Here is a 14,637-nt window from a genome sequence, read left to right on the forward strand (position 1 = left end):
TCGGCACAAATCTGACCTAAAATTTTATATAAAAAAAAGCTCGATTCCCATTAAAATAGAATCGAGCTTTTTTTATTTCCCATATCACGCCTTACTTAGCGACATTGTTTTCGATCGCCTTTCCTCCATTCCGCTTCGGATACCATAACGACACCAAATATACAGTCAGTACTGCCAGCGGAAAAGAAATCAGCGCCGGATTTTCCAATTGATGCCATGCGCCCGCAGCATCTAACCCATATTTATCCCACATGGTGGGCGAAGTAAGAATGATCAATAAAGAGGAGACAATACCGACAATAATAGACGCGGCAATTCCTGTTTCGGAGGTTTTCTTCCAAAAAAGTAAAAACAAAATCGCCGGTAAATTGGCTGATGCTGCGATGGCAAATGCCCATCCCACCAAAAAAGAAACGTTTATTCCTTTGAATGCCATCCCCAACAGAATAGCAAAAATCCCAACGGCAAATGCCGCAATTTTTCCAACTTGAACTTTCGGGTGGTCGCTTAGGTTTTTCTTTAGATAGACATCAATAAAATCGTGTGCGATCGCGCCGGAGGAGGCTACAATCAATCCGGCTACCGTACCTAATACAGTAGCAAAGGCCACCGCCGAGATAATGGAAAACAGCACGGCACCAAATGCACGTGCCAATAGCGGTGCCGCCATATTACTGGATTCCACGTCCAAAACACCATTCACCGCCGAACCAAGTCCCATAAACAGTGTCAAGATATAAAAACCTCCGATAGCAGCTATCGCCAAGATAGTCGACTTCCGGGCATCACGAGGTGTTTTAACGGTATAATAACGTATCAGAATATGTGGTAAAGCGGCTGTGCCCAAAAACAACGCTAACATCAAGGATATGAAATCCAGTTTACTCCACAGGTTCGCATCACGACCAATTTTATATTTAAGTCCTGGAAGCATAAAGGTTGCACCAGCTGTAGGCTCTTGATAATAAAGGGATACTTGATCCTCTCCATCCGAAAATTTGACTTGTAGAAACCGAACAATCTCACTTTCTTGCAATGCAGATAAGAACTCAAATGGACTGACTGATCCCGTTTTTTGCACTTCCTGCCCATTGACCACAATTTTGCTCATGTGCCCCACTTGATAAAAACGACGGTTTTCTTTTGGTTCTCCGTTGTATAATATTTGTCCATTCCCCTGCTGTGTAACCGTCAGTGCCTCTTTCAACCGATGCCCATTCTGATCTTGGGTCCAATCAAACCACCGTTCGATTCCATCTTGCGAAAGCTTGACAAATGTTTTATCACCTACGGCCTGCTGGGTAACGACATCCCAACCGGATACGGTCGTCACTTTTTCATTTTCCACTTGCGGGGTAAGTTCCATGAAGGTATAATGGCTACTACTGCCTTTGAAATCCGGTGTTAAGGTCAATCCGTTTTTGAGGATAAAGAATGTTAGCACCAATGATAGCACAATTAATAACCCTCCTTTTAAAAACTGCACATAGGTCGTGGAAGCCATCCCGGCACTAGCTACGATAACAATCACAATAGCACCGACCAACAGCACGCCTGCCCAATGTGGCATACCAAGAAGAGGCATCACCAAATCGCCCGCTCCTACCATTTGAGGTATAAGATAAAATATAGATACAATCAAGGTTCCGATGGATGCGGACAACGTTATTGCCCGCGAATTGAACTTGGCATTTAGCGCATCGGTAAAGGTGTATTTCCCCAAGCGTTTGAATGGTTCGGCAATAAGAAATAAAGCGACAACCCAGCCCCCCAGAAAACCGATAGCATACAAAAAGCCATCAAAACCCGATATGGCAATCATCCCACATATCCCTAGAAAAGAGGCCGCCGATAAATAATCTCCGGCAAAAGCAATTCCGTTGACTCCCCAATGGATCTGCCCGCCAGCTGCATAATAAGAAGCGGACGAACGGGTCTTCCTTCCAAAATAAAAAGAAAGTCCTACAACCAACCCAACAAAAATAAAAAAGAACAACAGTGCTATGTACGAAATTTCATAAATCATACAGTACCTCCCTCTTTGGCCTCATCGGACTGTTCGATTTCTGCCTCATCTTCATATTTTGTACAATAATAATTGTATACGACACCCAGAATAACGGCAAAAATAATAAGCCCAATCCCATATGCCAAAGCCAGATTAAGCCCTCCGAGCACCTGGAAGGCCAACAATTCGTATTGGAAAACACCAATCAATACAAAACCTGCATAGCAAATCAGATAAATAAAAAATAAGCGTATACCCAGAATGGATTTTCGCTTGGTCAGACTTTCTTTTTCTGTAGACGTGTTGTTAACGTGCATAATAATATTTGGAACGGTTTATAAATTGAAGTATAAACAAATGTAACCAAAAACAGGAAAAGTTTATATATTTTTTAAAATTAAAATCCGAGTCAGTACAGACCTTAAATACTAGACTTTTCCGAAGGATAGTACGCGTTGACAAAATCGTCTAGGTATTCGGCACCAATAGGAAGAGGTGTATCATCATCCAGCAGATAAAACTGTTTCATCGCACGGGAAAATTTCATGACTTTGTGGATATTAACAACATAACTACGGTGCGCTTGGATAAATATATTGCATGGCAATATCGACAGTAATTCTCTGAGTGTGGTACGAGCTCTTATCTTACGCTTATCGGATAAGTAAAAACAGACATAATTTTTGTCACTTTTCACCAAACCTACCTCAGAAAAGATAATCTTTGCATCAAAACCTTCCTTAACGTCTTTCACAAAGATAAAATCACTTCCAGACACTTCGTATTGATTCGCTTTTTTTATCACCCGGTTTATAGCTTCCGCTAAGCGGGCATAGTCAACCGGTTTGGGAATACAATCATCTGCCTCTGCACTAAACGCATCCATAGCGCGTTCGCCATATGCAGTTACCAAAATGACTGCCGGACGAGGATCGATCGTCCTAATTAAAGAAATACCGTCAAACCCTTCCATAACGATATCTGAAATCAATAGGTCTACGGGATTATTTCGCATATAATGAAGGGCGCGAATACTATCCGTTTCTGTACCTACCACGATCAAACGGCTATCCGTCTGTAAATAAGCATATAATACACGTAACATGACGGGATCGTCATCCAAAAGAAACACACGTAATCTAGCGCTAGGCTGATCCATGTTCGCTTTTTTTAATGGTTAATTCTACAAAGAAATACCCTAAGCGCGCGCCGTAACGCAAGCTATAACGTTGCTGTGCTAAAAGATCTAAACGCTCCTGGACACTAGATAATCCAATACCGCTACTACGTCTAAATCCACGCTTGTTTTCGAATTTGTTGATAGCAACAAAGGTGAACACATCGTCTTGACAATCTATTTTTATTTTAATGGAGCGTCCAGTATCGTTCACGGATGCATATTTTAAGACATTATCCATGAAACTCAAGAGTAAAACAGGAGGCACCTTATGTCCATCCACTGTTCCCTTTTTCACATATTCTACCACATCATTATTTCCATATTGGAGACGTAAGACATCGATTAAGCTTTCCACTTGATTAACTTCCTCCCGCAGGCTGATCATTGTCAGCCGAGCGTGCGTTTTCTCGTAACTATAACGCTGAACACTTCCCAATCTACCCAATGATCTTGCGAATTCCCAATTCCCTTTCAACGCCAGTTGATTCGCAATCGAAGAAAGGACATTGTATTGAAAGTGTCCATCCAAAACAAAGCGTAATTGTTGCTCTTTGAGTTCACTATTTTCATTTTTTTGCTTTTTGAGGATCGCAATGGACCGGATTCCCCACAGGATTAACCTAAACAGAAAAACATGTACCAATAATTTACAATATTCTACAATTAAGGTAGAAAAGAGATCGATCCATGTAAGTCTATACTCACTGTTGTAGAACACAATATCGTACAATGGGAACATCTTATAAATCATAAGGTACGTGATACTCACCAATGTGGGATAGAATAAAAGCAATAGCAAAAAACAGAATTTCCATGCACGTCGGACAGCACAGTAGCCTACTATAAACCACACGGTATAAAAAAGTGGAATGTAAAGCAAAAAGAAACTCGCAGCTGCCAAGTATATATTGCCTTCGAATTCGCTCGTTTGATTACGTGAAGCGGTTAGCCAATAATGGGCAACCCACCCTAAAAGATGGATAAGGACGTTGGTAGGAACTTTAAGTTCAGCAATTTTCTTCATCGCGGTTGAATAAGGTAGTGCTTCTCCCGCTAAAATTACTAAAAAAAATTTAACTCTTCATCTGTCTTGTTAAACGTTTCCACTTACGCATACACAAAAAAGACAATTTACCAATCTCCTGACAGGTGTACCGCGGACTGATCATCATATAATATCGAGTCCCGACACGACAAGGCCAGTATGACTGATTTCGTCTTCTTTTGTTGCTCCGTTCTCTCTTTCCTGGCATCGTATGGACATATAGCCATCCCTCCCACATCTCCGGCTTTACAGAAATAACTTCTTGTAAATGATCATATAATGTTCGAAATACACGCGTTGTATAATCTTCCAATTGCTCCTCCTTATTGGGAAAGATAGTAGGATAGCTTTTATAAAACGTATCATCTGCTTCATCCAAGGAAGAAAGAATAGGATAAATGGGAATATTCCGTTTATGGGACAATACCGCTAAACCTTTACGTACGACAAGATTACAATGGAAAAAGGAAACTTCTTCATGATCCGACTCATCCTTGGTAGGCGCTGCACCATGATTACCATCCATATAAACAACAATATGATAGCCATCGCGCAACGCAACTAACATTTTAAGAAGGCAGTTACCTGCGTCGGCATCAATCAACTGTAATCCCCCTACGTCTTCCATTTTCGCATGTTGTGCAAACAGATACTCACCCTGCTCAGCTAAGATCTCCCGAGACATGACCACCGCCACGTTTAATCCTTGCATATACATCACTCTGCTGAGCAAACGATACGAACCGGTGTGAAAGGTAGCCACAATACCCGGTCGATCTTTTATTTGTTGAATGCATGATGTCAGACTGGTCAGAACTTCTTGTTTGACTGGCAACACGTCTGCTAATTGATCGTCCGAAGCACGGTATCTAGAAGTAACTAAACGACGATAAATATCAGGATAACTGACCGTATCTATCTGTGGACAGAATCTATACAGATTCGCGGCGAATAAAGCATAAAGCCAAGATGTGGCGACATCGCTGTCGCTTGCAGTACTTCTTTCCAAAAAATCCATGATCATAGAGATTCTTTAAAGATCCAAAATTTAATCATTAAAAGAAAGTCTGCCCTGAATTGGCCGAGAGCAGGCTTTCTATTTCAAGTCTAGAACGTTCTAAAAAAACATTTAGGCTCTTTCCTGGATGAAGCTTCAAAATCCCAAAATGCGACCATAGTGGGCAAAGCCACTTGTGTACGACGTCCTGTAAGCCCTTGTACTTTACGTAACCATACTTTTAAAATCTTCATGTTTTTCAAATTAAATGTTAACTATTAAGCTTTCATGCTAGGGTCAGTTCCTATGCCCATATCTCCGTCCGGATCAGAGTTCCATGAAATATGGCAAAAAATTAAATAAATATTTTGAAGATAAAGATATCTAGGGATAATGAAGATGACATTCGTGATGAAAGTATAAAAGAACGCGACAAAATAATATGTACCTTAAAAAAGGCTTTTAGTCACTAATTCTATACTACTTGTCCTAACCGTAAATGTAGCAAATTTGGACATCACGACATTTTTCACCCCCAAAAATTAACCTTTCACCCCGAAAAACCTGCTTTCTACAGTTTTTTTTGGCGATAAAAATATAATTATCCAATTTGCCGACATCGCGGAACAAAGCTATTCAGTAGTTTCTGATGCCAAAACAGGCGAAGACTGGATTATGAATCTGGAGATTAGGCATCCTTATAGAAACATCTCATGTGGAAGTAAAAAAAAGTCAGGTATTGCTTACCGGGCGATGCAAGCCTGACTTTACTTCCTTTTTCGTTTCGTTCGCGACCGTTCTTTGAAGTATATATTAAACCGTTAACTTTATTTCGCCCAGATTCGGAACATCTTTCAAGTCAAACGGTGTTTCTTGGTATACAAAATAATTCAACCAGTTATTGAACAACAAGTTTGCATGGCTTGTCCAACGCACCAACGGGGGGTTATCAGGATTATTATCGACATAATAGTCTAAAGGCATATCAATATTTAGCCCCTTCTCCAAATCCCTTTTATATTCATCATCCAATGTGAGCGGTGCATATTCAGAATGTCCGGTAAAATAGAACTCGCGTCCTCCTCGGGAAGAAAGAATGGCAAGACCTGCATCACTTGACTCAGACAAAACAGAAATCTCTTGTTTGCCGGCTATCGATGTTTTTAAAATAGTGGTGTGGCGACTATGTGGAATAAAAAATTCGTCATCAAAGCCCCGAAACAAAGGATGTCGTTTTTCTATAGCAGTATGTTTGAATACACCGAATAACTTTTCTGCTAAAGGTGATTTCTCTACACCATAGAAATGATAAAGTGCAGCTTGTGAAGCCCAGCAGATATATAAGGTGGAGGTAACATGCGTTCTCGCCCAATCAAATATGCTCTGGATCTCTTCCCAATAAGATACGGCCTCAAAATCCATCATCTCCACCGGAGCTCCAGTAATAATCATACCATCGTAGAAATCGTCACGCACTTCACTGAATCCCTTGTAAAACATTTCCAAATGCTCCTCAGGTGTATTTTTCGAGATATGGGTGTCTAAGCGGACAAATTCTATTTCGACTTGTAGCGGATTGTTAGATAACAGTCTTATGAAATCAGTTTCCGTCGTTATTTTAAGGGGCATCAGATTAAGAATAAGAACACGTAAAGGGCGAATGTCCTGTGCGTTCGCTCTTAAATCGCTCATCACAAATATATTCTCTTTCTCCAAAAGTTGAATAGCTGGAAGATTATCTGGTATCTTGACTGGCATACTATTTCCCTCGCTTAAGTTGATCTAAAACTGAGTGCAAAAATATAAAGAATTAATTGGAAGAAAAAACATCCGACTGTAAACGCTATCCAACACCTATTAAATTTCAACAACACTTCCCAAAAAAATTCACCGAATATTATACCGGATTTACCGAGAAATATCAAATGCTGGTCTAATTGGCGTTTTCTCCTCCACAACAGCAACCTACTTTTGAGTCATCAAAACAACTATAAAACATAAAGAATTAAAAAAATAAATATTAACAACATCAAAACCTTACAACAATGAAAACGACAATTACAACCATCGCAACAGCATTTATCATGATGACGTCATTCTGTTCTTATGCAGCGGAAAAAGTTAACCCATTGAAAGATCTTAATTCGGTAAATATCATCAGAACTTACCTAGAGGCTGCCACCGCAGGTAGCATAGCATTCAACAAATTTCTGTTTTCGGAAGACTTTGAGTACCAAAACACGGCAAACAACTTACGCTACAACAAGAAAACCTATACGAATTTTTTAAAGACAAATAAAGGCCTGAAATTCAACTGTGAAACAACCTACGAGATGCTTGATGAGTGTGGTAAAGCCTGTGTCGCGAAAGCCATCATGAAATTTGACAACTTTACACGTGTAGATTATATAACGCTAAATCACAGTCAAGATGGCTGGAAAGTAAGCAAAGTGGTAACGACTTACCCATAGAAACTGGGTATTTGTTTCAATGTTTAGTGAAAAGCCTACAAAATGTAGGCTTTTTATTTTTTCATTTTAAAAAGGTGCATCGTCCGGCATATCGTTCATCCTCGAAGGCATCGTAATACCACCACCACCGAAACCGCCAGCTCCTCCAAAAGCATCAGACGGCCCTATCGCCGAAAAGTTATCCATTCCTCCCCCAAAGGAATCCGCCCCACCGAAGTCCTCTTCCAAATCGACGAACTTAACGTATTTACCAACGAAGCGTAAGGGCACAATACCCGTTTCACCATTCCGGTGCTTGGCAATAATAACCTCTCCTACGCCAGCTGTAGGCCGTCCTTCTTCGTCTTCAGTGAGCCCGTAATATTCCGGTCGATAAAGGAATAGCACCATATCGGCGTCCTGTTCGATAGATCCCGATTCCCGCAAATCCGACAACATCGGACGTTTACTATTCCCAGGACGGGATTCCACCGCACGACTCAACTGGGAAAGCGCCAATACCGGAATATTCAATTCTTTCGCAACAGATTTCAATGCTCGTGAAATACTACCGATTTCTTGTTCCCGGTTTCCACCACCTTTCCCCTCACTCTTGCCGTGCATGAGCTGCAAGTAATCCACGATTACCATTTGAATATCATGCTGCGCTTTTAGGCGACGACATTTTGCTCGAAATTCAAAAACATTTAATGCGGGCGTGTCATCAATAATAAGAGGTGCTTCCGTTAGTCTTCCTATCCGGGAATGTAGTTGTTGCCATTCATGATCGGCAAGATTCCCTTTTTTTAATTTTTCTTGTTCGATTTCTGTTTCACCTGCTATCAAACGATTAACTAACTGTACAGACGACATCTCCAACGAAAATACCGCTACCGGACGTTGATGGTCTACCGCAGCATTCCGCGCTACCGATAAAACGAAGGCTGTTTTTCCCATTGCCGGGCGGGCCGCAATAATAACCAGATCGGAAGGTTGCCACCCAGATGTCATGCGATCCAAAGCTGTCAATCCAGATGGAATACCGGTCAATCCGTCGGTACGATCACGAAGCGCTTCTAGATTCGTAATCGCCTCGCGCATAATATCATCCATTTTCCGTGAATCACGGCGCAAGTTATTTTGCGCGATATCAAACAATGATTTCTCGGCATGGTCTAACAAATCAAATATATCCGTCGTCTCGTCGTAGGAATTATTTATAATTTCGGTCGACACCTTTATCAGTTCCCGTTGAATATATTTTTGGGAAATAATACGGGCATGAAATTCTATATTCGCTGCAGAAACAACACGATCTGTCAGTTGTGTTATATAATAGGCTCCCCCCACCATTTCCAATGCTCCCATTTTTCGCAACTCTGCGGTTACTGTCAATAAATCAATGGGTGAAGTCTGTTGGAATAAGTTAAAAATGGCTTCGTATATTTTTTGATGTGCTTCTTTATAAAAAGAGTCTGGTTTAAGAATGTCGATAACTTCACTAAGCGCATTTTTCTCTAGCATGAGCGCCCCTAAAACCGCTTCTTCCAAATCTAAAGCTTGTGGTGGCAATTTACCCAATCCACTTACTAAATTATGGAGATTAGCCCGTTTCTTAGCAAAATTAGTTCTGCCCCCCGCATTGTTCGAAAATTCATTCTCTATCGCCATTCCAAAAAATTCTTCTGTTTTAGTGATTCGTGTTGATCGCAACGAACAACAAAAATATAAAAAATAAACAGGAACAATCCATCTATTTGTACACACTTCGGAGTATGATAAAAAAGCTCCATTATAACTCCCTTGCGGATACGGGTTTCCATACCAACGTTTTCCACACCTCTTGTTAATAAAGTGTGGAAACAAAAAAAAGTCTCTTTAAATTCAACCAGTTATAGAAATGTTAATAACTTATGACCGTGTTTAAAACTCCTGTTCGCGATACTGGTTAAACCAAAAATAAGTCTATCAACGGTGTTCATATTCAGTACCAAATAGTTATACCTATCCACGATTTTTATATCCTTTTCTTTTAAAAGGATGATATAGAACGTATCTTTGCTGTATGGCAAACGATACCCGAACAATAAAACCTTACAAAGCACAGGAAGGTGGAAAAAAAGAACAAGTAGCAACCATGTTCAATAACATATCCAAAACATATGATATGCTAAATCGGATGATGACCATGGGTATCGACAAAATTTGGCGTAAGAAGGCAATCCGATCACTACGCAGCATTGCGCCACAGCTTATGTTAGATGTAGCCACCGGCACGGGTGATTTTGCGTTGGAATCCATTCGAATATTAAATCCTAAAAAGATCATCGGGGTAGATATTTCAGCTGGTATGCTGGATGTCGCTCGGGAAAAAATAGCGAAAAAAGGATTACAAGAGCAATTCGAAGTTCAACTAGGCGACTCGGAAAAACTGCAATTCGAAGACAATACATTCGACGCGGTTACGGTAGCTTTCGGCGTCCGTAACTTTGAAAATCTAGAAAAGGGACTTGCTGATATCCGTCGCGTATTAAAACCGGGCGGTAAGGCTATTATCTTGGAGTTATCCAACCCAACCGCCTTTCCCATAAAACAATTGTATCATTTCCATTTTCATAAATTAACACCGGCATTGGGCAAGCTCATATCCAAGGATTCGAGCGCTTATTCTTATCTTCCAGAATCTGTTGCAAACTTTCCGGATGGCGACAGATTTGCCGCCATTACGCAGAAGGTGGGATTTAAGGAAACAAAAGTTAGACCCCAAACATTCGGTTTCTGCACAATTTACGAATGCACGAAATAGCAATTTTTCCATAAAGGAAAACGATAATCTATCATTTATAATTTATACGACATGTCATTAGAGCAAAAAATCAACCAGGATATTAAAGCGGCCATGATGGCTAAGGACAACGCTAAACTACGTGGTCTCCGCGCGATCAAAGCAGCTATATTATTGGCAAAAACAGAGAAGATCCAAGTGGACGAGCTCCATGCGGATACGGAAATCAAAGTATTACAAAAACTGGCAAAACAACGTAAGGAATCAGGAGATATCTACAAAAATCAAAATAGGGACGACTTGTACCAAATCGAGATGGAAGAGCTGCAAGTCATAGAGGAATATTTGCCTAAGCAATTAGACCGATCTGCCATTGAAGATGTTGTGAAAGGTATTATTGCGGAGGTTGGAGCAACATCCATCAAGGATATGGGGAAAGTAATGGGTGCTGCAAATCAAAAACTTGCCGGAAGCGCAGATGGTAAAACGATATCGGAAGTCTTAAAATCCTTGTTAAGTTAAGCTAGATGAGAAAAGAACAAAAGAGCAAGGGAGGAAAACCTTATCCCTGCTCTTTTAGTCTTGTACCGTTATCCTTATCACGTTCATATGTGCTCATATGCCGCTCTTTTTTGGCCGGATAAATATCTTCCAACGTAATCATAATCCCCGTTTCCTCTACTTCTCCAAATTCATCATTCAATGCCGTACCAAACGTGCGCATCGTTGGTGATAAATTCATATACGTATTAATAAGCGGCGGAATATTTTCACCTAATTCCCGAATCTTCGTATTAAGCAGCTTATACCCTTCTTTATACGCTAAATCATCAAACATCCCCACAAAAGGTGTAATATCTGTTTTGTAGTTTAAGTTAAGGTGTTCGAATGGAACAACTAATTGATCTTTATCCGGAAAATAATGCTCCATAAAATAAATTAACAAATCCCGTGCTGTTTCATTATAATGTGGATACATGGTCACCTTCCCGAACAAATACTTTACATCCGAATTAATAACAACCAGCGCACCAAGCCCGTCCCATAAATTATCCAAGGAAAATAATCCTTTCCTATTATCTATCGACGGTTGAAAACGGGGTTGTACCCAAGAGCGCCCAAGTTCCAACGTGTACGGTAGAAACTCTTTTTTAAACTGATCAGAAAAATGGAAATAGTGTGCCGTAGAGAGATGAAGATTTCCCTCTTTGTCTATTGCATCTATGCACTTAATAACACGGTATCCAGCGATAATCTCCTCCTCCTCTGGGTTCCAAGCGATAAGTTGGTCATAGTTATGTTCACATGTATCATTCTCGTCAATATCGAGCGGCAGTCCTGTGCCGCCTCCTGCCCCGCGAAAAGTAACCTCCCGTAGCCGGCCGATTTCACGCATAATATGGGGAGCTGTATGATAGTTGATTAAATAGACCTCATTATTTCCATTATTGGTATAGCGTACAAAAGCATCTTGTGTTAGCTCCGCTTTAATTAACGCTCTATCTACCGGTGGTATAATCTCCTGCATATATTATTTTTTGTCTCCCATTCTGTATACTATCTCTCTCACATGATGAGCCCATTCGCGTTCGTTTTTTGATCGGTCAAATTCCTGATAAGGAATCCGTTCTCCTACACGAATGGTTACCGTATGATTTCGTTGTGAGAACATCTCATCCGGCAAATATAACATCTCTATGTTTACTTTTAATCCTAATTTTTGTCTTAGTCTAGCTAAATTATAGAAAAAATTAGAATTTTTACCATCGATATAAACTGGTACGATGTCTCTTTTATATTTTTTTGCTTTGGTAATAAAACTCTTCTTCCATTCCAGATCCGTAATCTTTCCACTTAGTTTGCGCGAAACTAAACCTGCTGGAAATACTAACAATGCGTTATCGGAGGCATAAGCTTGATCGATTGCCATAATTCCACTCTTGGCCTGCCCTCCCACTTTATTAACCGGAACAAAAAGTGGTTCCAGATTCCGGATATTCATCAGTATATCATTCACCAAAAATTTGACATCACGCCGATGTCGACCAATTGCCTGCATGATGGCAATGCCATCCAATCCTCCGAGGGGATGATTAGAAGCAAATATAACACTATCACTCACTGGGATATTCTCCGCTCCTTCTAGTACCACTTTAACACCAAGATCTGCTATTAAAGCATCAACGAAATCTAATCCGTATAAGTCTCGGAACCGGGTCATGATATCGTTAATCTCGTCTTCATGGATGACACGTTCCAGATAGCTAATCAGTGGGCTAGGAATCCATTTTGCCAGCTTCGGACTTTTCTTTCGAATTACTTCACGAACCTGAATAAATTTTACCTGCTCTTCTTCTCTCGCCATTTGCTTATTAATAAATTCCGTGTTTGCATCATTATTGGCGTAAAAATAATAAATTTAAATTTTAATGATGTAAAAAGTTATTTACATGAATAGTATACGGGATACCGGTAATATTGCTAATTTAGCATATAATTAAACGGGCTCGTAAAACGGTTTTAGGTTTTCGTTGTTTAATTTTTAAAACAGTTCGTCATGTATATAGGTGAAATTATAGCAAAGAACTATTTTGACGTCCAATCCGACGATAGCATTGGGTTTGCATTAGATAAAATGAACGAACTCCATACGACACAGTTGCCTATTGTCGATGAAAGGGATCTATTGGGTATTCTTACCGAAGAGCATTTGCTTTCCGCACATGACGAAACACAACCTTTGAGTAGCCTAATGGTGTCGTTTCGTTTTGTATACCTTTACGAATATCAGCACGTCTACGACGCTCTTCAATATATGGACGCACATCAATTAGAGATCCTCCCTATTTTGGACAAAGAAAACGGTTATATGGGTACCGTTACATCAATTGACTTGTTATCCGCTATTAACGAAACATTGGGAAATAAAGGCCCAGGTGCTATCATTGTCTTAGAGCTTGGGAAAAATGATGTATCTTTTTCACATATCGCCCACATTTTTGAATCAGAAAATATACGCATTCTTAATACGGCCGTCCGGGATATTCCAGACACCACCAAAATGGAAATGACCATCAAGGTCGACAAACAAAATATTTCAACGGTAGTTGCCTCTTTATGGCGTTTTGATTATGTTGTCAAAGCCACATTCAACGATGGCAGTCAGGATTCGGACATTAAAGAACGTTACGATATCTTAATGAATTACCTAAATTTATAAAACTCACCTTAATTAATTTTATTAGGTTTGCATAAGTTTTGATTAAACCGCTTTTTATGCAACAAACATCCATCGCTATATATGGCAGGGCTTTCAATTCATCCGTTGTTCCCTATGTTGAACAATTGTTTTCCTATTTGAAAGAAAAAGACATCACCGTTTATATATATTCCGATTTCTACGATTTTTTAAAGGGACAATTGGACTGTCCGGACACTTTTCTGCGTTACTACAACCACCACGATCTCCCGCAAAATATTTTGTTTTTACTCAGTCTAGGCGGTGACGGCACGATGCTGTCCGCTGTATCACAGATTCGAGATTCAGGCATTCCGATTGCGGGAATTAATTTTGGTCGTCTTGGTTTTTTGGCATCCATTCACAAAACAAAGATCATCCAAGCGCTTGATAATATTTTTGAAGGACGTTACACATTGCAAGCGCGGGATTTGCTGGAAGTAAGCAGTGATCAGCAGGGAATTTTCGGAGACGCGAACTTTGCGTTGAACGACATCACGGTTTTTCGTCATGATACATCGTCCATGATCACGATCAATGTGTCTTTAAACGGCGAAACTCTGAATTCGTATTGGGCAGATGGCGTTATCATCGCCACGCCTACGGGTTCTACAGCGTATTCCCTAAGCTGCGGGGGCCCTATTATCATGCCCGGAAGTGGCAATTTTGTCATTACACCTGTTGCCCCCCACAATTTAAATGTCCGTCCAATTGTGATCTCGGCAGATAGTGAATTGGAGCTGGATATTGAAAGTCGGACAGACAAGTATATTCTCAGTTGCGACTCTCAAAATGAAACGTTAAATACGACGACCAAATTACGTATTAAACGTGCCTCTTTCCGCATACACCTTATCCGCCTAGCATCGGATAGTTTTTTCGGCACCTTACGGGAGAAGTTGCTGTGGGGATTAGATGTTAGAAATTATTAACA

Annotated in this window: 15 protein-coding genes; 5 read left to right on the top strand and 10 right to left on the bottom strand. The window is 40.3% G+C overall.

What is annotated here, in order from left to right:
- Positions 1–91: 91 nt before the first annotated feature.
- The 7 genes from H8B06_RS07490 to metA form a co-directional block, all read right to left on the bottom strand.
- A complete protein-coding gene (locus H8B06_RS07490) occupies positions 92–2,026 on the bottom strand; it encodes a solute symporter family protein (RefSeq protein WP_190993662.1) in 1,935 nt (644 codons plus the stop codon).
- Positions 2,023–2,325, bottom strand: a complete 303-nt coding sequence (locus H8B06_RS07495; protein WP_190993663.1) for a DUF485 domain-containing protein — start codon at positions 2,323–2,325, stop codon at positions 2,023–2,025. Before H8B06_RS07495 ends, H8B06_RS07490 begins: the two co-directional genes overlap by 4 nt.
- A 104-nt stretch (positions 2,326–2,429) precedes the next feature.
- Positions 2,430–3,167 (bottom strand): LytR/AlgR family response regulator transcription factor, encoded by a 738-nt coding sequence (locus H8B06_RS07500; protein ID WP_190993664.1) that lies wholly within the window; start codon positions 3,165–3,167, stop codon positions 2,430–2,432.
- Positions 3,154–4,212, bottom strand: coding sequence for a histidine kinase (locus tag H8B06_RS07505; protein ID WP_190993665.1), 1,059 nt, complete (start codon positions 4,210–4,212; stop codon positions 3,154–3,156). Before H8B06_RS07505 ends, H8B06_RS07500 begins: the two co-directional genes overlap by 14 nt.
- A gap of 49 nt (positions 4,213–4,261) precedes the next feature.
- On the bottom strand, positions 4,262–5,257 hold the full coding sequence (locus H8B06_RS07510) for a hypothetical protein (RefSeq protein WP_190993666.1): 996 nt from the start codon (positions 5,255–5,257) through the stop codon (positions 4,262–4,264).
- Positions 5,258–5,340: 83 nt separating this feature from the next.
- A complete protein-coding gene (locus H8B06_RS07515) occupies positions 5,341–5,484 on the bottom strand; it encodes a hypothetical protein (protein WP_190993667.1) in 144 nt (47 codons plus the stop codon).
- 559 nt (positions 5,485–6,043) lie between these two features.
- Positions 6,044–6,988: a homoserine O-acetyltransferase MetA gene (gene metA, locus H8B06_RS07520; RefSeq protein WP_190993668.1), complete on the bottom strand. Its 945-nt coding sequence runs from the start codon at positions 6,986–6,988 to the stop codon at positions 6,044–6,046.
- Between the two features lie 287 nt (positions 6,989–7,275).
- Here metA and H8B06_RS07525 point away from each other — a divergent pair, with 287 nt between their 5' ends.
- Positions 7,276–7,701, top strand: a complete 426-nt coding sequence (locus H8B06_RS07525; RefSeq protein ID WP_190993669.1) for a hypothetical protein — start codon at positions 7,276–7,278, stop codon at positions 7,699–7,701.
- A gap of 66 nt (positions 7,702–7,767) precedes the next feature.
- Here H8B06_RS07525 and dnaB read toward each other — a convergent pair whose 3' ends face one another.
- Positions 7,768–9,351, bottom strand: coding sequence for a replicative DNA helicase (gene dnaB, locus H8B06_RS07530; RefSeq protein ID WP_190993670.1), 1,584 nt, complete (start codon positions 9,349–9,351; stop codon positions 7,768–7,770).
- Between the two features lie 394 nt (positions 9,352–9,745).
- On the opposite strand from dnaB, the gene ubiE reads away from it, so the two are divergent.
- Both ubiE and H8B06_RS07540 read left to right on the top strand, forming a co-directional pair.
- Positions 9,746–10,486 (top strand): bifunctional demethylmenaquinone methyltransferase/2-methoxy-6-polyprenyl-1,4-benzoquinol methylase UbiE, encoded by a 741-nt coding sequence (gene ubiE, locus H8B06_RS07535; RefSeq protein WP_190993671.1) that lies wholly within the window; start codon positions 9,746–9,748, stop codon positions 10,484–10,486.
- Positions 10,487–10,537: 51 nt separating this feature from the next.
- Complete coding sequence (locus H8B06_RS07540) at positions 10,538–10,987, top strand: GatB/YqeY domain-containing protein (protein WP_190993672.1); 450 nt, start codon at positions 10,538–10,540, stop codon at positions 10,985–10,987.
- Between the two features lie 40 nt (positions 10,988–11,027).
- On the opposite strand, the gene H8B06_RS07545 is transcribed toward H8B06_RS07540, so the two are convergent.
- Positions 11,028–11,993: a GNAT family N-acetyltransferase gene (locus tag H8B06_RS07545; RefSeq protein ID WP_130140648.1), complete on the bottom strand. Its 966-nt coding sequence runs from the start codon at positions 11,991–11,993 to the stop codon at positions 11,028–11,030.
- Between the two features lie 3 nt (positions 11,994–11,996).
- Positions 11,997–12,830 (bottom strand): 1-acyl-sn-glycerol-3-phosphate acyltransferase, encoded by an 834-nt coding sequence (locus H8B06_RS07550; protein ID WP_190993673.1) that lies wholly within the window; start codon positions 12,828–12,830, stop codon positions 11,997–11,999.
- A gap of 192 nt (positions 12,831–13,022) precedes the next feature.
- On the opposite strand from H8B06_RS07550, the gene H8B06_RS07555 reads away from it, so the two are divergent.
- Together H8B06_RS07555 and H8B06_RS07560 are read left to right on the top strand one after the other, a co-directional pair.
- Positions 13,023–13,685: a CBS domain-containing protein gene (locus tag H8B06_RS07555; RefSeq protein WP_190993674.1), complete on the top strand. Its 663-nt coding sequence runs from the start codon at positions 13,023–13,025 to the stop codon at positions 13,683–13,685.
- A gap of 56 nt (positions 13,686–13,741) precedes the next feature.
- A complete protein-coding gene (locus H8B06_RS07560) occupies positions 13,742–14,635 on the top strand; it encodes an NAD kinase (RefSeq protein ID WP_190993675.1) in 894 nt (297 codons plus the stop codon).
- Positions 14,636–14,637: the final 2 nt, after the last annotated feature.

The organism is Sphingobacterium micropteri, assembly GCF_014692515.1.
Classification (GTDB): Bacteria; Bacteroidota; Bacteroidia; order Sphingobacteriales; family Sphingobacteriaceae; genus Sphingobacterium; species Sphingobacterium micropteri.